Annotated in this window: 21 protein-coding genes; 9 read left to right on the top strand and 12 right to left on the bottom strand. The window is 66.9% G+C overall.

Annotation, left to right across the window (positions count from 1 at the left end):
* Positions 1-53: 53 nt before the first annotated feature.
* Together BMY71_RS04450 and BMY71_RS04445 are read right to left on the bottom strand one after the other, a co-directional pair.
* The gene (locus tag BMY71_RS04450) at positions 54-497 is read right to left on the bottom strand and encodes a VOC family protein (RefSeq protein WP_092682016.1); all 444 of its coding nucleotides are present in this window, start codon (positions 495-497) and stop codon (positions 54-56) included.
* A 14-nt stretch (positions 498-511) separates the two neighbouring features.
* The gene (locus BMY71_RS04445; RefSeq protein ID WP_041805168.1) at positions 512-1,672 is read right to left on the bottom strand and encodes a PA0069 family radical SAM protein; all 1,161 of its coding nucleotides are present in this window, start codon (positions 1,670-1,672) and stop codon (positions 512-514) included.
* 174 nt (positions 1,673-1,846) lie between these two features.
* Here BMY71_RS04445 and BMY71_RS04440 point away from each other — a divergent pair, with 174 nt between their 5' ends.
* Positions 1,847-2,410, top strand: coding sequence for a glycosyltransferase family protein (locus BMY71_RS04440; protein WP_092682453.1), 564 nt, complete (start codon positions 1,847-1,849; stop codon positions 2,408-2,410).
* Between the two features lie 58 nt (positions 2,411-2,468).
* Here the strand turns inward: BMY71_RS04440 and BMY71_RS04435 are convergent, their stop codons facing one another.
* The 4 genes from BMY71_RS04435 to ypfJ all read right to left on the bottom strand — a co-directional run bounded on the left by BMY71_RS04435 (position 2,469) and on the right by ypfJ (position 5,711).
* Positions 2,469-3,221 (bottom strand): CoA transferase, encoded by a 753-nt coding sequence (locus BMY71_RS04435; protein WP_092682014.1) that lies wholly within the window; start codon positions 3,219-3,221, stop codon positions 2,469-2,471.
* Positions 3,218-4,036, bottom strand: a complete 819-nt coding sequence (locus BMY71_RS04430; protein WP_092682012.1) for a CoA transferase subunit A — start codon at positions 4,034-4,036, stop codon at positions 3,218-3,220. The genes BMY71_RS04435 and BMY71_RS04430 overlap by 4 nt, the downstream gene beginning before the upstream one ends.
* A gap of 112 nt (positions 4,037-4,148) precedes the next feature.
* Positions 4,149-4,697, bottom strand: coding sequence for a molybdenum cofactor biosynthesis protein B (gene moaB / locus BMY71_RS04425; protein WP_041805723.1), 549 nt, complete (start codon positions 4,695-4,697; stop codon positions 4,149-4,151).
* A 96-nt stretch (positions 4,698-4,793) separates the two neighbouring features.
* A complete protein-coding gene (ypfJ, locus tag BMY71_RS04420) occupies positions 4,794-5,711 on the bottom strand; it encodes a KPN_02809 family neutral zinc metallopeptidase (RefSeq protein ID WP_041805721.1) in 918 nt (305 codons plus the stop codon).
* Between the two features lie 360 nt (positions 5,712-6,071).
* Here ypfJ and BMY71_RS04415 point away from each other — a divergent pair, with 360 nt between their 5' ends.
* Positions 6,072-7,205: a site-specific DNA-methyltransferase gene (locus BMY71_RS04415; protein WP_011501622.1), complete on the top strand. Its 1,134-nt coding sequence runs from the start codon at positions 6,072-6,074 to the stop codon at positions 7,203-7,205.
* Between the two features lie 91 nt (positions 7,206-7,296).
* Here BMY71_RS04415 and BMY71_RS04410 read toward each other — a convergent pair whose 3' ends face one another.
* From BMY71_RS04410 to mutY, 3 genes are all read right to left on the bottom strand, one after another.
* Positions 7,297-8,619: a methyl-accepting chemotaxis protein gene (locus tag BMY71_RS04410; RefSeq protein ID WP_092682010.1), complete on the bottom strand. Its 1,323-nt coding sequence runs from the start codon at positions 8,617-8,619 to the stop codon at positions 7,297-7,299.
* Complete coding sequence (locus BMY71_RS04405; RefSeq protein ID WP_092682008.1) at positions 8,582-9,118, bottom strand: PAS domain-containing protein; 537 nt, start codon at positions 9,116-9,118, stop codon at positions 8,582-8,584. Before BMY71_RS04405 ends, BMY71_RS04410 begins: the two co-directional genes overlap by 38 nt.
* A gap of 127 nt (positions 9,119-9,245) precedes the next feature.
* Positions 9,246-10,367: an A/G-specific adenine glycosylase gene (mutY, locus tag BMY71_RS04400; RefSeq protein ID WP_092682006.1), complete on the bottom strand. Its 1,122-nt coding sequence runs from the start codon at positions 10,365-10,367 to the stop codon at positions 9,246-9,248.
* Between the two features lie 46 nt (positions 10,368-10,413).
* Between mutY and BMY71_RS04395 the strand changes: the two genes are divergently transcribed.
* The 4 genes from BMY71_RS04395 (at position 10,414) to BMY71_RS25410 (ending at position 12,249) form a co-directional block, all read left to right on the top strand.
* Positions 10,414-10,893 carry a DUF721 domain-containing protein gene (locus BMY71_RS04395; protein ID WP_041805720.1) on the top strand — a complete coding sequence of 160 codons (480 nt, stop codon included), beginning with the start codon at positions 10,414-10,416 and terminating at the stop codon, positions 10,891-10,893.
* Between the two features lie 135 nt (positions 10,894-11,028).
* The gene (locus tag BMY71_RS04390) at positions 11,029-11,700 is read left to right on the top strand and encodes a DsbA family protein (RefSeq protein WP_210185055.1); all 672 of its coding nucleotides are present in this window, start codon (positions 11,029-11,031) and stop codon (positions 11,698-11,700) included.
* 73 nt (positions 11,701-11,773) lie between these two features.
* Positions 11,774-12,118 (top strand): DMT family transporter, encoded by a 345-nt coding sequence (locus tag BMY71_RS04385; protein ID WP_139202596.1) that lies wholly within the window; start codon positions 11,774-11,776, stop codon positions 12,116-12,118.
* Positions 12,115-12,249, top strand: coding sequence for a hypothetical protein (locus tag BMY71_RS25410; protein ID WP_283804808.1), 135 nt, complete (start codon positions 12,115-12,117; stop codon positions 12,247-12,249). The genes BMY71_RS04385 and BMY71_RS25410 overlap by 4 nt, the downstream gene beginning before the upstream one ends.
* Positions 12,250-12,473: 224 nt before the next feature.
* Here the strand turns inward: BMY71_RS25410 and BMY71_RS04375 are convergent, their stop codons facing one another.
* Positions 12,474-12,755: a HigA family addiction module antitoxin gene (locus BMY71_RS04375; protein ID WP_092682000.1), complete on the bottom strand. Its 282-nt coding sequence runs from the start codon at positions 12,753-12,755 to the stop codon at positions 12,474-12,476.
* A 566-nt stretch (positions 12,756-13,321) separates the two neighbouring features.
* Between BMY71_RS04375 and smc the strand changes: the two genes are divergently transcribed.
* The 3 genes from smc (at position 13,322) to BMY71_RS04360 (ending at position 18,358) form a co-directional block, all read left to right on the top strand.
* A complete protein-coding gene (smc, locus tag BMY71_RS04370; RefSeq protein ID WP_092681998.1) occupies positions 13,322-16,786 on the top strand; it encodes a chromosome segregation protein SMC in 3,465 nt (1,154 codons plus the stop codon).
* Between the two features lie 100 nt (positions 16,787-16,886).
* A complete protein-coding gene (locus BMY71_RS04365; RefSeq protein WP_092681996.1) occupies positions 16,887-17,870 on the top strand; it encodes a small ribosomal subunit Rsm22 family protein in 984 nt (327 codons plus the stop codon).
* A 209-nt stretch (positions 17,871-18,079) separates the two neighbouring features.
* Entirely contained in the window at positions 18,080-18,358 is a 279-nt protein-coding gene (locus BMY71_RS04360; protein ID WP_092681994.1) for a hypothetical protein, read from the top strand.
* Positions 18,359-18,446: 88 nt separating this feature from the next.
* Here the strand turns inward: BMY71_RS04360 and BMY71_RS04355 are convergent, their stop codons facing one another.
* Positions 18,447-19,085 (bottom strand): NUDIX hydrolase, encoded by a 639-nt coding sequence (locus BMY71_RS04355; RefSeq protein WP_244525990.1) that lies wholly within the window; start codon positions 19,083-19,085, stop codon positions 18,447-18,449.
* A gap of 87 nt (positions 19,086-19,172) precedes the next feature.
* Positions 19,173-19,379, bottom strand: a complete 207-nt coding sequence (locus BMY71_RS04350) for a hypothetical protein (protein ID WP_011501612.1) — start codon at positions 19,377-19,379, stop codon at positions 19,173-19,175.
* Between the last annotated feature and the right edge of the window lie 43 nt (positions 19,380-19,422).

Raw genomic sequence — 19,422 nt, 5'->3', positions numbered from 1 at the left:
CGACGCCTCCCGCGCAACCCGGAACCGTCAATCAGCCCCGCAATCCAACGGCGCTACGACGACAGATCGACCCGGCCATCGTCTCTCACGTCGACGCCGGGTGCGGTGACGACTTCCCAGACGTGCTGGTCCGGATCGGTGAAATAGCCGCGATAGCCGCCATAATGGGTCGCGCCAGCCGCTCGCAACAGCTGCGCGCCCGTCTCAACCGCAAAAGCGAGCACGGCGTCGACCTCTTCCGGAGTCCGGCAGTTCCAGGCCAAGGTGGCACCCCTGAATGCAGCGGGCCGCGGCTGATCCGCCTGCGTCGCATCCTCAGCCAGCAGCTTCCAGGAATAGAGCGCCAGCGCACTGGCGCCGGTGTCGAAGAATGCAACCTGGTCGCCGCCGCCCGGGGCCCGCACGAAGCCGAGCCGTTCGTAGAATGCAGCACTGGTTTTCACGTCGTCGACGCCGAGCGTGATGACGGTCAGCCGTGGCCTCAGAGATTCGATCAAGTGCTTCCTCCGCTTCAGAACAAACTCAACTGCTGCCCGGCCCGCTCAGGTTTCGCGAAATGGTCCGTGGTGAGTTTCGAGCGACGCTTGTTCAGTCCGAGCCGGGCGCAGGCGGTCTCGAACCGGCGGCCGATCATCCAGGCGATCGGGCCGGTGCCCTTCATCCGCGTGCCCCATTGCGAGTCATAGTCGCGGCCGCCGCGCATGTCGCGGATCATGGTGAAGACATGGCGATAACGGTCCGGATAGTTCGCCATCAGCCATTCGCGGAACAAATCGCGGACTTCGAGCGGCAGCCGCAGCATCACATAGCTCGCTTCCTTGACGCCGGCATGGGCGGCGGCGTCCAGAATGCGCTCGATCTCGATGTCGTTCAGCGCCGGGATCACCGGCGCCACCATCACCGTGGTCGGGATGCCCGCGTCGGACAAACGCTTCAGCGCCTCGAGCCGGTTCGCCGGCGAGGACGCGCGGGGCTCCATGGAGCGCGCGAGCTTGGGATCGAGCGACGTCACCGACAGCGCGACCTTGGCGAGCTGACGCTTCGCCATCCGCGCCAGGATATCGATATCGCGCGTCACCAACGCCGATTTGGTGACGATGCCGACCGGATGCCCGGTCTTCTCCAGCACTTCGAGGATGCCGCGCATGATCTTCCGCTCGCGCTCGATCGGCTGATACGGATCGGTGTTGGTGCCGATCGCGATCATCCGCGGCTCGTAATCGGCGGCGGCGAGCTCCTTCTCCAGTAGCGCCGGCGCATCCGGCTTGGCGAACAGCCGCGACTCGAAATCCAGCCCCGGCGACAGCCCGAGAAAAGCGTGGGTCGGCCGCGCGAAGCAATACACGCAGCCATGCTCGCAGCCGCGATACGGATTGATCGAACGGTCGAAGCCGATATCCGGCGACTCGTTGCGGGTGATCACTTTGCGCGCGGTGTCCAGCGCGACGGTGGTCTTGAACGGCGGCAATTCGTCGAGGCTCTGCCAGCCGTCGTCGAACGCGACCCGCGCTTCGGCCTCGAAGCGGCCGCTGTCGTTCGATTGCGCGCCGCGACCACGTCGTCGCTGCTTGTCGATCGCAACCTCGATCGCGGGAAAAGGGGAGATTGCGCCCACCGGCTCGGAGGGCGCCTTGACCGGCGGGCGCTTGAGGGCATTGGATGCTCTGCTCATGCCTCGAAGATAGCGAGTCACAGGAACAAAGCAAGAACATAATCCAGCAACTCACAATGTTGCAGCCCGGCTGTTGCGCGCTCGCTTTTTGGGCACGCCACAATTCCGGGCTGATTTCGGCGCGTCGAAGTGCTAAGCGTGCGCCGCACTGTCGCAACAGGTCATCCGGCGGACATGCTGAGCGTCATCATTCCCACTGAAGGTGTTGAGCGAACCGCGGTCGCCACTTTGGCGGCGCTGGTCCCCGGCGCGGCTGCGGGCGTGGTCCGCGAGGTTCTGTTGGTGGACCGCAAGGATGACGGCGTGATCGAACGGGTCGCCGACGTCGCCGGCTGCAGCTTTCTCGCGGTGCAGGGCAGCCGCGCCGCAGCCCTCGCCGCCGGCGCGCAGCAATCGCGGTCGCCATGGCTGATGTTTCTCCATGCCGGGGCAGTGCTGGATTCGGGGTGGATCGAGGAAACCGCGCAGTTCATCCAGGGCGTGTCGCTCAGCGGCCGGCCGCGCGCCGGCATCTTCCGCTATGCGCGCTCGCCCTATGCGGAGCCGAGCTGGCGCGAAACGTTCAGCGCCTTGCTGCGACAGATCGCGGGACCGCAGGCGGATCAGGGCCTGCTGATCGCACGCGAGCATTACGACCGCCTCGGCGGTCACGATCCCGAGCGCTCCGAAGGCCGACTCCTGCGCCAGCTCGGCCGCTCCTCACGGACCCTGCTGCGCAGCCGGATCGTGCTGGTCTGACGGCGCCCCGTCGGACTTCGCTGACCGCTCTTGCGCGATCGCGCCATGCAATCCGACGTCACGCGGCGCGATCGGCCACCAGCGTCTCAGCGAATTGCGGATAGCATTCGGCGAGTTCGGCGGTGACGCGGCCGCGCAGCAGCGCCAGCGTCTCCGCATCCGGCTCCGGGGTGATCGGCACGATTTCCGGCGCGTCGTAGTCGAAGCCGGTGTTGGCGCGAACGTCTTCCGCCGAGCCGCCACGATGCACGCTGCGCAGCCGGAACCGCTTCGTCTCCTTGTCGAAGTCGAACAGCGCGAGGCCCGTGAGCAGCGCGTGGGGACCGCCGGTGCGATGAATCGCTTCGCTCGATCCCGGCGCGCTGACGAAATCGACCTTGTCGACCAACACGCGCGGCGAATGCTCCTCGCGGAACAGGATCACGCGCGGGATCAGATAGTACATGAAGGCCGAGCCGAACGAGCCCGGCCAACGTACGGTGCTGGTGGGATAGTCACCCGTGCCGACCAGATTGATGTTGGCTTCGCCGTCGATCTGGCCGCCGCCCAGAAAGAACGCATCGATCCGCCCCTGCGCGGTGGCGTCGAACAGTTCGAACGAACCGTTGGTGAAGAAATTGTGCTCGCGCGAGCCGAGCACGATCACCCGCACGCGCTCGCGGCCGCGCTGCTCGTTGCGGGCGCGCAGCAGCATCGCGCCGGCGGCCGGGATCGGCGACGACGCGCCGACCGCGACGGTGCGAACGCCGTCGAGCAGGTCGGCGATGGTCGCAATCAGGATTTCACGCGATGTCGCAGGCCTCGCGCTCATGCCACCGCCTCGAAGCGCTGGGCGAAGCCTTTCATATAGGCCGCGAAGCCCTCGGCCGAGCGGGCCATCCTGGCGTAGCGGGCGACTTCGGCGGAGTCGGTGACATATTCGCCGGCCAGTCCGAGCGGCCATGCGCCGTTTTTTGCCTCGGCGATCGCCCCGACATAGAGCGCCGGGAGCACGCCTGCGGCGCTGCGCTCATCGGCGAGCAACGAGGTCTCGACGATGCGCTCGACCGTCACCAGCGTGGTCTTGGCGGCATAGGCCATCGCGGCGAGCTCGGCCTGCCGGCCGATCCGCACATTGCCGAACCGGTCGGCCTCGGGCGCGTGAAACAGCGCGACGTCGGGCCGGATCGCGGACACCACGACGATCGGGTCGTCCTCGGCGAACGGATTGTCGATGATCTTCCAGTCCGGCCGCGATTTCAGCAGGTCGCTGCCGATGATGCCGCGGATCGGCATGAAGGGCACGCCCTTCTGCCCGGCGACGAGGCCCGCAAGGATCGCCGGACAGGTCGCGTCCTTCATCGTGAAGGCGCGGTTCCGGATGCCGTCGGCGAAGCGCGGCGCGCCGCCGGCCTCGCCGAGCGTCACCGCGCTGGTCTCGAGCGTGCCGACCAGCCCCTCGCCGATCAGCATGTCGGCTTGGATACCGCTGATCGGGACGCATACCAGATGCAGGTTGTTCGGGCGGTTGGCGAGGATCGCGGCGGTGGCGGCCATCGCGACCCCGGCGTGATCGGACGACAGCGCGACCGTCATGCCGTCGCGCACCTGCGCGGCCAATTGCTCCAGCGAAACGATGTCTCCCAAAGCCCCCTCCTTCGCCGCTGCGTGACGATCGCGGCTGTCCTTATCGGGCGATGGTTTCGCGAGGGGGCGTGGCTGTCAAGGCGCGGCGCGGCTGATCGCCCATGCGCAAGGCTTAAGCCTTGTCGCGGCGCAGATGCTCGTCGAGCCGGGGCATGATCTCGACGAAATTGCACGGCCGGGTGCGGTAATCGAGCTGGGCGGCGAGAATGCCGTCCCAGCCGTCGCGGCAGGCGCCGGGCGAACCGGGCAGGCAGAAGATGTAGGTCGCGCCTGCGACGCCGGCGGTGGCGCGGCTCTGGATCGTCGAAGTGCCGATCTTGCCGTAGCTCATCATTTGAAAGACGATCGAGAAGCCGTCCATCCGCTTCTCGAACAGCGGCTCGATCGCCTCGGGCGTGACGTCGCGGCCGGTGAAGCCGGTGCCGCCGGTCGTGATGATCGCGTCGATGCCGGGATCTGCAATCCAGCGCCGCACCACCGCACGAATCGCCTCGATGTCATCGGGCACGATCTCGCGCGACGCGAGACGGTGTCCGGCCGTGGTCAGCCGGTCGACCAGAGTGGCGCCGGATTTGTCATCGCCGAGCGCGCGGGTATCGGAGACCGTCAGCACCGCGATGTTGAGCGGGATGAACGTTTTCGGTTGTTCGACGGAAGCCATCATGAAGTCCCTGCTGCGCAATTGGCGCAATGATCGTCATCCTGCGAGGCCCGCCCTGCAGGCCAGCGCCCAGGATGACGGCGCTGCAAGAGAGCCTTACAGCTTCTCGGCTGCGAACGTGTTGCACGCCTGCACGGTGCCCTGCTGATAGCCGGTCATGAACCAGCGCTTGCGCTGTTCGGCCGAACCGTGGGTGAAGGAATCCGGCACGACCTCCCGGCCCGCCTTGCGCTGCAGCGTGTCGTCGCCGATCGCGCTCGCCGTGGTCAGCGCCGCGTCGATGTCGCCTTCCTCGAGGAAGTTCGGCCGCTTCTTCTGCTCGCGATTGACCCAGACGCCGGACAGGCAGTCGGCCTGCAATTCGACGCGGACCTGCAACGCATTGGACTCGCTCTTGGAGCCCGCCTGCTCCTGCAGCCGCGTCACACGCGGCAGGATGCCCAGCAGGTTCTGCACGTGATGCCCCGCCTCATGGGCGATGATGTAGGCTGCGGTAAATCGGCAGGCGCTGCCGGAACAGCCTTTGAAGCGCGTCTCGACCTGCTTGAAGAAATTGGTGTCGATGTAGATCTGCTTGTCCGGCGGGCAATAGAACGGCCCCATCGCCGATTGCGCCATGCCGCAGCGGCCGCCATTGGTGGAATTGCGGAACAGCACGATCCTCGGCCCGACATAGGTCTGGCCGTTGGCCTTGAAGATCTCGGTCCAGCGATCGTCGATCTCGCCGAGCACGCCGGAAATCATGCTGCCCATTTCGTCGGTCGGTGCGCCCTGCTTGCCGGGGGACGCCCGCTCGCTCTGTTGAGTCGGCGCACCGCCGGTCAGGACTTCGGCGCCGCTGATCAGCAGGCGCGGGTCGATCCCGAACGCCCATCCGACCAGGCCGAGGACGACGATGGTGCCGATGCCGAGGCCGCCGCCGCCCATCGGAAATCCGAAGCCGCCGCCGCCGCCCCCGCCGCCTTCACGCCGGTCGTCAATGTTGTCGCTGCGACGGAAATCATCGTCACGCATCAGCTTTTCCTCGGGTTCACGACGGCGGGCCGTCCGCACCATGCGGCCGGAATCAACAAGTCCGCGACAAACAGAATTAACCTGCCCGGCAAATATTGCCTAGTGCGGACGTCAAACGTCCGTCCTATCGCCATTTGCAGCCGCGCCAACGCCGTCGGGCCTTTGAAACGACATGCAAAATCGATCCCTCGATTGGGGTCGGCAGGCGACCGGGAAAACAATCGCAGGATGTAGTCGTTCCAAAGTCAACGAAGCCGATTTCAATTAAGTCGATTTTTACTTTGACGGGGCAATGTATCGCCAGTCGGTTGTTTAGTCCCGCGTCTCCGACGGCGTCACATGAGTCAGAGTAGTTGAGTCATGATTTTGTCGCGTAGCGGGGCGTCTGCAAGGGCGCCCCGCACTCAATTCGAATACCTCCCGGAGAACCGGATCATCGTCGGCGATTGCGTCGCCGAGATGTCGAAGCTTCCGGCCCGCTCGGTCGATCTGGTGTTCGCAGATCCGCCGTATAATCTGCAGCTCAAGGGCGAGCTGAAACGTCCCGACGAATCGCACGTCGATGCGGTCGACAACGATTGGGACAAGTTCTCATCCTTCGCCGCTTACGATGATTTCACCCGCGCCTGGCTGCTCGCCGCGCGCCGGATCATGAAGCCGTCGGCGACGATCTGGGTGATCGGCTCCTATCACAACATCTTCCGCGTCGGCGCGATCATGCAGGACCTCGGGTTCTGGCTGCTCAACGATATCGTCTGGCGCAAGACCAATCCGATGCCGAATTTCCGCGGCCGCCGATTCACCAACGCCCACGAGACGATGATCTGGGCGGCACGCGACGAGAACGCCAAGGGCTACACTTTCAATTACGACGCGCTGAAGGCCGCCAACGAGGACGTTCAGGCGCGATCCGACTGGCTGATTCCGCTGTGCACCGGCGAGGAGCGGCTGAAGGGCAGCGACGGCAAGAAGGTGCATCCGACCCAGAAGCCGGAAGGCCTGCTGGCGCGTGTGCTGCTGTCGTCGTCGAAGCCCGGCGATCTGGTGATCGATCCGTTCAACGGCACCGGAACCACCGGCGCCGTCGCCAAGCGGCTGCGCCGCAACTACATCGGCTTCGAGCGCGACCGCGACTATGCCACCGCTGCGGAAGCGCGGATTGCCGCGATCGAGCCGCTGCCGGAAGCCACATTGGCGCCATTCATGACCGCGCGCAGCGCGCCGCGGGTCGCGTTCGCCGAACTGATCGAACGCGGAATCATTTCGCCCGGGACCAAGCTGGTCGATTCGAAGAAGCGGCACGGCGCACTGGTCCGTGCCGACGGCGCGATCATGCTCGGCGACAAGGTCGGCTCGATTCACCGCATCGGCGCGGTGGCGCAAGGCTCAGAGGCCTGCAACGGCTGGACGTTCTGGCATGTCGAGACCAGCAAGGGCCTGCGCCTGATCGACGAACTCCGCGCCGAAATCCGCAGCGCCATGGCTGCTGGCTAATGGCTGCTCGCTAAAACACCGACGCCGTCGCTCGGCATTCGACCGCGCGCTCCCGATCTTTTTGGTTGCGACGTCACCCGGCGCGTTGCTGTCAGGCCGCGTTCTGTTCCACAAGATCCTTGCGCACCTGGTCGAGATAGTCGCGGATCTGGTGCGCAAGCACTTCCGATTGCGACGCCAGATGACCGGACGTCGTCATCGTCGCAGCGGCGTAGGTCTCGGTCTCGCGCGCGGTGGCGGTGACCGTCTGGATGCTGCTCGTGATCTCACTGACCACGGTGAAAGCCTGTTCGATATTCTGCGCGATCTGTGCGGTCGCCACCGACTGCGCCTCGACGGCTTCGGCGACGGTTCCAGTGATGCCGACGACTTCCGTCATCACAGCGCCAATTTCGCCGATAGACTTGCTCACCGCGTCCGCAGCGCCGTGAACGTGGTCGACCTGCGCTTCGATCTCACCGGTGAACTGCGCCGTCTGTTCGGCGAGCGACTTGACCTCGTGGGCGACCACGGCGAAGCCGCGGCCTGCCTCGCCGGCGCGCGCCGCCTCGATTGTGGCGTTGAGCGCCAGCAGATTGGTCTGGCGAGCGATCACCTCGATCGACCTGACGACCTGACTGATGCGATCGGCGACCTCGCGCAGTTCGGCGACGTTGGAAGATGCTTCCGACACCCTCGCCACAGCACGGCTGACGATTTCGGACGACCGTCCGATGTCGACGCCGACGGCGCGGGCGCTGGACGACAATCCGGCCGTGGCGCTCGCGACCGATCGCATGTTGCCGCTGGCCTGTTCGGAAGCCGCCGCGACCGCGGTGAGGCTCTGGCGGGTGGTCGATGCGCCGTTGGCCAGATTGCCCGCGGTGTCGCGCATCCCGCTCGAATCCTTGTCGAGGGAGCCGACCACGTTGCTCACCGCGCCCTCGAGCCGCGCCGCATGCTGCTCGAAACTGCGGATCCGCGCCTCGATGCTTTCGGTCGCGCCATTGATGGTGGTGGTGCCGCGCAGCAACGCGCCATGCAGGCCGCCCGGCAGGATCCGGCGGAAATAGCGGCGCTGCTGCACGGCATTCATCGCCGCGGTGGCCTCGCGCACGAAAGCGTCGCAGCCGTCGATCGCGTCGTTGATCGCCCGCAACAGATCGCCGGTGCGGCCATTGTCGGGAATCTCGAGGATTCGCGCCTCGAAGTCGCCGGCGGCAATGCGCTGGCAGACGTCACGCGCCGACTGGATCAGCCGCGTCGTCTGGACCATGCGATACAGCGCGAGAGCCGTCGCCACGATCGCGACTGACTGGATCGTCAGCGCCGCGACGCGATACTCCATCACCGCGAGCGCCAGCGCGATCGTGGAGGCGACGATGATGACGGCGAGATTAAGCTGCGCTTTGGAGAGCGAACATAAGTTCGTCATAGCTGACCTTCTTGGAAGCGACGAAATCCACCAGCGCCTGGTATCCGGCCTCGACCGCATCCTTGCCGTTGGCGTGGCTCTGCTCGATCCGTAGCACCTCGGCATAAAGCGGGACGATCGCAGTTTCGATCACGCCGCGATCCGGCGCGCGGCGGTTGGAATGATAGCCGATGATCTTGCCGCTATTGTCGAACGACGGCGTAACATGCGCGAACACCCAGTAGTGGTCGCCGGATCGCGCCATGTTCGTCACGTAGCCGAAGATTTCCTGGCCGGCGGCGATCGTCTCCCAGATCAGACGGAACACCGCGCGCGGCATATCGGGGTGGCGGATGATGCTGTGCGGCTGGCCGAGCAGCTCGGCTTCGGTGTAGCCGGCGATCCGGCAGAACGTCCGGTTGGCGTAGGTGATGCGCCCCTTGAGGTCGGTTTTCGAGACGATCAGTTCCCTCGCGGGAAAGATGACTTCCTTGCCGGTAGGAAGAATTTTTGAGGCCATCGCTTGTCCCAGACGGTTGACTTAACAATGTCGTTAGGATCGGCCCAATTAAGTTTGACTTAAATGATCTCCGCCGGAACCGCTCAAAGCTGGTCCCCCGTGATACTACGGAATCAAAAACCGGGGATTAGTCCAGCGCATGGGCGATCACCTTGCGCATCAGATTGGGCAGGGCTTCGTCGGCGAGCGTCGCGACCTCTGCCCAACGCATCCCCGCCGGCGCGCGCGTTCCGGCCGGCGCCTGCGTGGTGTAGACTACCAACTCCAGCGGGAAGTGCGTGAACACGTGGGTGACGACGCCCGCCTTGCGCTGCCAGCGCGTGACGCCTTTCAGAGCCGGCGCCTGCGCGCGCGCGACAGCATCGTCCTGATCGGCGAGCCAGTCGGAATTCGGCACTTCGGTCATGCCGCCGAGCAGGCCTTTCGCCGCGCGGCTGCGGAGCAGCAGCTGATCGCCGCGCGTCACCACGAAGGCGGCGCCGCGGCGCAGCGCACCGGTCTTCTTCGGCGCTTTTCGCGGAAACGTCTCGGCGTCGCCGCGCAGCCGCGCGACGCAGCCGTCGTTGAAAGGGCATAGCGCGCAGGCCGGCTTCTTCGGCGTACAGATGGTGGCGCCGAGATCCATCAGCGCCTGCGCGCTGTCGCCGGCACGCTCTGGTCCGAGCAGCGTCGCCGCGAGTTCTTGAATGCGCGGCTTCGCCTTCGGCAATTCCTCCTCGACCGCATGGAGCCGTGACACCACGCGCTCGATATTGCCGTCGACCGGCATGGTCTGGCGGCCGAAAGCGATCGCCGCGATCGCCGCCGCCGTATAGGGACCAACGCCCGGCAGCGCGCGCAGGCCTTGTTCGGTGTCCGGAAACGCGCCGCCATGGTTGCGTGTCACCGCGACCGCGCAAGCGTGCAGATTGCGGGCGCGCGAGTAATAGCCGAGCCCGGCCCACATCCGCAGCACGTCGTCGAGCGAGGCCGCGCCCAGCGCCTTCACGCTCGGCCAGCGCGCCATGAACTTCTCGAAATACGGCCCGACCGCGCGGACGGTGGTTTGCTGCAGCATGATTTCCGACAGCCACACCGCATATGGGTCGGCCGGGACGCCGGCGGGCGGCCGCCAGGGCAGAATGCGGCGGTGGCGATCATACCAGGCGAGCAGCGCCGCCGGCCGCTCCCCGCGATCGGGGCCGGTGGGTTCGCTTGCTGTGATGACCGGGGATTGTTTCCGCCGCGGCGCCGCGCCTGCTAGACTCATGGCTCTCATCGTCGCAAAGCATCCTCCCATGAGCAAGCCCGGTCCCATCTACAAGCCCGGCCCGATCAGCGCCAAACCGCTGGCGGGCCTGCTCGGCGCGACGCTCAACGAGGCGTTCGCCAAGCAGGGCTTTGCCGCGCGGGAACTCGTCACCCGCTGGCCGGAGATCGCCGGCGCGCAGATCGCCGCGCATTGCGAGCCGTTGAAGATGCAATGGCCGCGTCCGGTCGAGGGCCAGCCGCAGGAGCCGGCGACGCTGGTGCTGCGGGTCGAAGGGCCGATGGCGCTGGAGATCCAGCATTCCTCCGACCAGATCCTGCAGCGGGTGAACCGGTTCTTCGGCTGGAATGCGGTCGGCCGGCTGGCGCTGCGCCAGGCGCCGCTGTCGCGCCGGCCGCGCAAGCCCGCGCCGAAGCCGCCGGATGAAGCTGCCGTGGCCAAACTCGCCGCCAGCCTCGATGCCGTCGAGGACGACAGCCTGCGCAACGCGCTGGCCCGGCTCGGTGCCACGATCAAGCGGAATTGAGGCTGAAGCCGGCGGCGCTGTTTCGGCCCGGCATTGCCACAATTGCGGTTTCAAGCTAGCGAACGACGACATTATGCGGCGGACGCGCCGCTGACCCTCGCCTGAGCGGCGCGACCGCCGCGTTGGAGCACCTCGCTGATGATCACGCGCCGCACCTTTACTGCCGCCCTGTCGCTGACCGGCCTCGCCGCCTTCGCCGGAGTGTCGCCGTTCCGCCTGATCGACGACGCCTTGGCCCAGGGCGGCAAGGCCGTGACCGCCGCCGATGTCGCCAAGCCGATGTCGCTGCCGGACATGGCGATCGGCCCCAAGGACGCCGCCGTCACCATCACCGAATACGCCTCGTTGACCTGCTCGCATTGCGCGACCTTCAACGAGCAGGTGTTTCCGAAGCTGAAGGCGGCCTATATCGACACCGGCAAGGTCCGCTACGTGTTCCGCGAATTCCCGCTCGACATCAAGGCCGCGGCCGGCTCGATGCTGACGCGCTGCATCGCCAAGGACGACGCGCAGAAGTACCTCGCGGTCACCGACCTGCTGTTCAAGAGCCAGGCCGACTGGGTTCTGAAGGACACTACCGAGCAGCTCAAGCGGATCGGCAAGCAGGCCGGCCTCAGCGGCGCGGAAGTCGAAGCCTGCCTCAAGGACCAGGCGCTCCTCGACAAGATCGCCGCCGACCAGAAATACGCCAACGAAGTGCTGAAGGTGAACTCGACCCCGAGCTTCTTCATCAACGGCGAAATGCTGAAGGGCGAAACCTCGCTGGAGGAATTCGCCAAGCGCATCGACCCGCTGCTGAAGAGCTGATCACGCCCTCTCCCGTCTCCGCGGACCGCACCGAACGCCGCGGAGCGGGATGCTGTCAAAGTCTGAACCCGACATGTCGCCGATCGCTGTGAGCTACGCCGCGCTCGGCTGCGCCATCTTGCTGGAGACGATCGGCACCGCGCTGCTGGCGCAGTCGCAGCAATTCACCAAGCCATGGCCGAGCGTCGGCACCACCGTCTGCTACGTGCTGTCGTTCTATTTGCTGTCACATGCGCTGAAGACGATGCCGGTCGGAATCGCCTACGCGATCTGGAGCGGGCTCGGCATCGTGCTGATTTCGACGGTCGGCTATATCGCGTTCCGGCAGACGCTCGATCTCGCCGCGATCATCGGCATCGGCTTCATCCTGACCGGCGTCGTGATCGTCAACGCGTTCTCGACCAGCGCCACGCATTGACGCCCTGCGGGGCCCATCATCTCGCCGCCGCCTATGTGGCGCTGGCCGAAGCGCTCGACGCCCAGCTACTCACGCGCGACAAACGCCTCGCCGCAGCCGCCGGGCATCATGCGCGGATCGACCTGGTCTGACGTGACCGCGCATTGTGGCTGATAATCGCCCCGAAAAACCTCTCGCCTCCGTCATTCCGGGGCGCGCTCAGCGCGAGCCCGGAATCCATAACCGCGCTCGGCGATGGAGCACGATGGTGCGGACGCTGCGCTTCACCGCGAGTCCAGGGGATATGGATTCCGGGTTCGCTCACTGCGTGAGCGCCCCGGAATGACGAACGAGAGGCGATGCTACTCGTCCGTAGTCACGCCGCGCTCTCGATCACCGGCTTGATCTTCGCGAGATCGCCCGCGATCCGCGTTTTCGCCGTTCGCATATCGAACGCGTTCTGCAGATTGAGCCAGAACTCCGCCGTCGTGCCGAACGCTTTCGCCAGTCGCAGCGCGGTGTCGGCGGTCACGCTGGTCTGCTCATTCGCCAGCCGCTCGATCCGCGTGCGCGGCACGCCGCAGACCTTCGCCAGCGCGCCGGACGACATGTCGAGCGGCACCAGAAACCCCTCGCGGAGAACTTCCCCGGGATGCATGGGCGGAAGATTTGTGCTCGCCACGGCTGCTCCTCTCTGGCGGCCACAATCGGCCGGTTATCAGTGATAGTCGGTGAACCCGACCTCGCTTGCGCCGTCCGTGGTCCAAACGAAGCAAATTCGAAACTGATCATTCACGCGGATGGACTGCTGCCCTTGCCGATCGCCCTTGCGGGCCTCACCCTCGAAGGCGGCTCGCATCAGGACGTCCTCGAAGTTCCTGATCATGCGAGGAATGTATCATCCCATGATACATTCCTCGAGGCGCACGTTGACCAGGTCGCGATGAGTGGAATGAGTCCGGGGTTCCGCCAGAAGGCCGCCGTTCCCGCTCGGACTGCGCTCCAACCCGAAATCCCCAGCTTTCTCGCGCCTTTCCCGCAAATCCCCCCGTGGAAAAGCCCGGTTCCGCGGTTGCCGTGCCCGGTCGGGGCGGCCATTGTCGCCGGCTAATGACGCCGCCGGCTGCGAGCGAATCGCACCGCCGCGATACCCTGTATGGTATTGTCCGGCTTGAGAGATTCGCCAGCGCCGTCCGAATTGCGGCCAAACGAGCATCGGACCAGATGAAACTCACGCGTCTCCGCCTTCACGGCTTCAAGTCGTTTGTCGAGCCCACCGATTTCATGATCGAGCCGGGTCTGACCGGCGTGGTCGGGCCGAATGGCTGCGGCAAGTCCAATCTGGTCGAGGCGCTGCGCTGGGCGATGGGCGAGACCTCGCACAAATCGCTGCGCGCCGCCGACATGGACGCGGTGATCTTTGCGGGCTCGGGCAACCGGCCGTCGCGCAACCACGCCGAAGTGGTGATGTCGATCGACAATTCCGATCGCACCGCGCCGGCGGCGATGAACGATTCCGAGATTCTCGAAATCTCCCGCCGGATCGAGCGCGAGGCCGGCTCGCAATATCGCATCAACGGTCGCGAAGTGCGCGCCCGCGACGTGCAGCTGCTGTTCGCCGACGCCGCCACCGGCGCGCGCTCGCCGGCGCTGGTCCACCAGGGCAAGATCGGCGAAATCATTCAGGCCAAGCCCGAGCAGCGCCGCCGCGTGCTGGAAGACGCCGCCGGCGTCGCCGGCCTGCACGCCCGCCGCCACGAGGCCGAGCTGCGGCTGAAGGCGGCCGAAACCAATCTCACCCGCGTCGAGGACGTGATCGGCCAATTGTCGACCCAGGTCGACGGGCTGAAGAAGCAGGCCCGACAGGCGATCCGCTTCCGGGACGTCGCCGCCAAGGTCCGCAAGACCGAGGCGATGCTGTATCATCTGCGCTGGCGCGACGCGCAGTCCGAAGTCGGCGCCGCCGCGCAGGTGCACGATCTCGGCGTGCGCGAACTCGCCGAACGCACCCGCGAGCAGGCCGAGGCCGCCCGCATCCAGGCCGACCGCGCCTCCGAATTGCCCGGCCTGCGCGAGGCCGAGGCCCGCGCCGCCGCCGGTCTGCAGCGGCTGATCAACGCCCGCGAATTGCTCGACCGCGAGGAAGCCCGCGCCAAGGAGCGCGTCGCCGAGCTGGAGCGCCGGCTGACGCAGTTCTCGGCCGACGTCGAGCGCGAGCAGCGCCAGTCGATCGACGCCGACGCCGCTTTGGAGCGGCTCGAAACCGAAGATATCGAGCTGCGCGAAGAGATCATGGAGCGGGTCGAGAAGCGCAGCGGCGTCGACGAGCGCGTCGGCCTGGCCGAGGAAGCGCTCGGCGAGGCCGAGCGGCTGTTCGCCGAACTCACCACCCAGCTCGCGCAGCTCACCGCGCGGCGCAATCAGTTCGAACAGGCGGTGCGCAGCCATCGCGACCGGCTGGCGCGGCTCGACAACGACATCCGCAACGTCGAAGCCGAAGTCGACAAGCTCACCCGGGAAACCAGCGGCGCCGGCGATGTCGACGAGCTGGCCGAAGCGGTGGCGATGGCGCAGGAGACGCTGGCCGAACTCGAATCCTCGGTGCAGAACGCCGAGGCCGCGCATATCAGCGCCCGACAGAAGCTGGACGGCTCGCGCGCGCCGCTGACCGAGGCCGACAAGCGGGTGCAGCGGCTCGAAACCGAAGCCAAGACGATCTCCAAGATCCTCAACGGCGAGACCAAGAATCTGTGGCCGCCGATCATCGACGGCATCACCGTCGCCAAGGGCTACGAGAAAGCGATCGGCGCGGTGCTGGGCGACGATCTCGACGCGCCGGTCGATCCGAGCGCGCCGATGCGCTGGACCGATGTCGGCGTGCAGGCCGACGATCCGGCCCTGCCCGAGGGCGTCGAAGCGCTGAGCCAGCACGTCAATGCGCCGCCGGAGCTCAAGCGCCGCCTCGCGCAGATCGGCGTGGTCGCCAAGGAGCGCGGCGCCGAACTGGTCGGGCAGCTCAAGACCGGCCAGCGGCTGGTGTCGCTCGACGGCGACGTCTGGCGCTGGGACGGCTTCGTCGCCTCGGCGCACGCGCCGACCGGCGCGGCGCGCCGCCTCGCCGAACGCGCCCGCCTGGTCGACATCGAGAACGACCTCGAACAGGCGCGGATCGACGCCGCCGCCAAGCGCGAAGCGCTGGAGATGGCCGAGGCCGAGCTGCGCAACGCCGCCGCGGCCGAAACCGCCGCGCGCGAGAGCTTGCGCGGCGCCCGCCGCGAGGTCGATGCCGCGCGCGAGCGCCATGCCGCCGCCGAACGCGAGATCAACCGCCACGCCGCGCGCCGCTCGGCGCTGACCGAGGCGCAGTCTCGCCTTGCCGCCGACCGCCTCGAGGCGGAAATGGCCTACGAGACCGCGGAGAACGCGCTGGCCGAGCTGGCGCCGAACGACGATTCCGAGCAGCGGCTCGCCGCCGTCCGCAACGATATCGAGAACCATCGCCGCAACGCCGCCCAGGTTCGCGCCGAAGCGCAGGCGCTGGCGCGCGAGGCCGAACTCGCCGACAAGCGGCTGCAGGCGATCGTCGCCGAGCGCCACGAATGGAACAAGCGCAAGCAGAGCGCGGCGTCGCAGATCGCGACCGTCGAAGAGCGCCTCGCCGAGCTGACCGCCGAGCGCGCCGAGCTCGACAATGCGCCCGCGGTGTTCGCCGAGAAGCGCAGCGCGGTGATCACCGAAATCGAATACGCCGAGACCGACCGCCGCGCCGCCGCCGACGCGCTCGCCACCGCCGAACAGGCGATGGCCGACACCGATCGCTCGGCCAAGGCGACGCTCGAACATCTGTCCAGCGCGCGCGAGGCCTGCGCCCGCGCCGAGGAGCGGATGGAAGCGGCCCGCCGAAGGCTCGAGGACGTCGAGCGCGAGATCCGCGACATGCTCGAGGTCGAGCCGCAGGCCGCCGCCTCGCTCGCCGAGGTCCAGGAAGGCGTCGAGCTGCCGGCGCTGGCCGAGATCGAGGACAATCTCGAAAAGCTGCGTCGCGACCGCGAGCGGCTCGGCGCGGTCAATCTGCGCGCCGAAGAAGAACTGAACGAGGTCGAGACCCAGCACGGCTCGCTCGCCGCCGAGCGCGACGATCTGGTCGAGGCGATCAAGAAACTGCGCACCGGCATCCAGAGCCTGAACAAGGAAGCGCGCGAGCGGCTTCTGGCGTCGTTCGAGGTCGTCAACGGCCACTTCAAGCGGCTGTTCACCACTCTGTTCGGCGGCGGCGAGGCCGAGCTGAAGCTGATCGAAAGCGACGACCCGCTCGAGGCCGGCCTCGAAATCATCGCCAAGCCGCCGGGCAAGAAGCCGCAATCGCTGTCGCTGCTGTCGGGCGGCGAGCAGGCGCTGACCGCGATGGCGCTGATCTTCGCGGTGTTCCTCACCAACCCGTCGCCGATCTGCGTGCTGGACGAAGTCGACGCGCCGCTCGACGACCACAACGTCGAACGGTTCTGCGACCTCTTGAACGAGATGACCGCGACCACCGAGACGCGTTTCATCATCATCACGCATAATCCGATCACGATGGCGCGGATGAACCGGCTGTTCGGCGTCACCATGGCCGAGCGCGGCGTGTCGCAGCTCGTCTCCGTCGACCTCGAAGGCGCCGTCGGGATTTTGGACCAGAACGTGGCATGATCTCACCCTCCCCTCTCAGGGGTGAGGCGATCGTCGATGGAATATCTTGGTCTCTTGCACCTGGCCCTCTTCACCCTCCCCTTGAGGGGGAGGGTAAGCCATGATCCCCCCGTCCCTCCCCGCTGCGTTGAAGGCCGCGCTGGAGCAGCATTCGCACGGGCTGTCGCGCGGCGATGCGGCGGCGCGGGCGGGCGCGATATCGCAGACCTATCGGGACGGCGGAAACTCGTCGCCGATCAGGACGGAGACCGATGCGCTGGCCTATGCGGGCGCGCGGATGCCGGCGACCTATGCGGCGGTCGCGGCAAGCCTGAATGCGCTGCTGGAATTCCGCCCGGACTTCGCGCCTACGGCGCTGCTCGACGTCGGCGCCGGACCCGGCACCGCAAGCTGGGCGGCGGCGCAGGCCTTCGACACGCTGCAAGCCTTCACCCTGCTCGACGCCAACCGCGCGCTGCGCGATCTGGCGCTGACGCTGGCGCAGGGCAGCCGCATCGCGGCGATGAACTACCAGCTCGGTGATGCGCGCAAGTTGCTGAGCGATGCGCCGGAGGCGGCGCTGGTGATCGCGAGCTACGTCATCAACGAGCTGGGCGAAGCCGAGCGCGACCGTTTCGCTGACGCACTGTGGCGCAAGACCACCGACACGCTGCTGATCGTCGAGCCCGGCACGCCGGCCGGCTACGCCCGCGTCCTCGCGCTTCGGAGCCGGCTGATCGCGCAGGGCGCGCAGGTGATCGCGCCGTGCCCGCACGAGCACGCCTGTCCGCTGCAGGCGCCGGACTGGTGCCATTTCGTGCAGCGGCTGCCGCGCTCGCGGCTGCATCAGCAACTCAAGGGCGCCGAGGTGCCCTACGAGGACGAGAAGTTCATCTATCTGGCGCTGACCCGTGAGCCGTTGCCGCCGCGGCCGTCGCGGGTGCTGGCGCAGCCGGAGCTGACCAAGGCCGCGATCACCGCGAAACTCTGCACGCCGCAGGGCCTGGTCCACGCCGCAGCGCCCCGCCGCGACAAGCCGGCCTATGCGCAGTTCCGCCGGCTGAGTTGGGGCGACACGGTCTGGCGCACCCCCGCGCGCGACTAGAACTTTTCCGAAAGCTGGCCTCGACGTTTCGGGATCATGGAGTCATCCCCAACACCGCGCGTGAGGACGGAGCTTTCGCGTCCGAGCGCAAGGCCCGCCGTATCTCGCAGCCGCACAATGGTCACGCATGTCGATCCGCGCCGGACGCCCCCCCGCAGGAACTGCGCGCGGAGCGACGCGTTGGCGCCTCGTCGAAGGAGGCGATTATCATGCGCGCGAAGAAGCCATCGACCCGGCCCCGAAAACTGTCGCCGAAAGCGATCACGCGCATGATTGCGCTGGCCAGCCACGCAACCATCGGGGTCGCCGTCGGCCTCGGCTTCGCCTTCATCGCGACGCGGTCCGAGGTCTTCGGCATCCGTCGTGCGCTGGCGACCCTCGACCCGTCGGGCTTTCGCGCGTTCGATTTCGCCGTCACCTCTGCACTCGCCTTCGGCATCGTCGCGACGATCACGGGGATCGCGCTGACATTCGGGGAAGACGATTAGAGCGTTTTCGAGCGAAGTGGAAACCGGTTCGCGTGAAGAAAACGCGCCGAAAACCTCGCGCCTGATACTCGCGCGGACAATGACGCGCTCAGGCGCGCGAGCCGCCGCGCCACCACTTCCGGATGCGCTGCAACATCGTGAGCTGCGCGTCGGGCTCGAGCTCACCGGGCTGCTCCAACGCCAGCGACGGCGCGTCGGCGAGTTCGGTGATCGGACCATCGTCGATCGGCGCCGTTCGGCGCGCCGCCGGCGGCGACGGCACGATGACCGGTGGCGTCGCCTCGTTCGGTCGCGGGGAAAGCGTCTGCGCCTTGCCGGCCGCGGCTTCGAGCACCAGCGGGCCGACATTGGCGAGAAAGGCCCGCTCATTGGCGCGCGTCAGCCGCTCGATTGCCTGATCCAGCGGCAGCCAGTCGACCGCGCGGATGTCTTTCATCAACGGATGAGTCTGCTCCGGCGCGGCCTCCATCCGCCAGAAGTGCACGACCTTGGAACGGCCGCCGGAGTCATAGGCGAGCGTGCCGATGAATTCGTGGACCTCGACCAGATGCCCGGTTTCTTCGAGCACCTCGCGCTCGGCGGCGTCGCGCGGCGTCTCGCCGTCGTCGAGCTTGCCCTTCGGCAGCACCCAGTCGTTGCGCTTGCGCATACGGACGACGGCGAACAAAGGATCGCCGCCGCGTCGCAAAACGATACCGCCTGCTGCCAGCACGGGTGCCCGCAAGATCACACCTCTGGATCGCTGAATGAAACCGCGCACCGGCATTATAGGCCGTGCGTCAGGAGAGCGCGAGACACCGCAGCGACCGCAGCATCACGGCGCCGGCGGCGGCGAAACCTCCGGATAGCCGCGGTCCGGCGCGATCACGCAGCGATACACCCGCTTGTGAGCGCTCGCCCATTGCTCGACGATCCGGCCGCAATTGGTGCATTGCAGCCGGCCCGGCTCGCCGTCGAGCGTCTCGGATTCGGCGCACCGATAGACCGCGCCGCATTCGCACTGAACCTCGGTCAAAATCATAGCTGCATCCTCGATCAGGTTGTTCCGCAACGCGGGACATGGC

The sequence above is a fragment of the Rhodopseudomonas pseudopalustris genome, assembly GCF_900110435.1.
GTDB lineage: Bacteria > Pseudomonadota > Alphaproteobacteria > Rhizobiales > Xanthobacteraceae > Rhodopseudomonas > Rhodopseudomonas pseudopalustris.
This window is presented reverse-complemented; position numbering and strand designations above follow the sequence as displayed.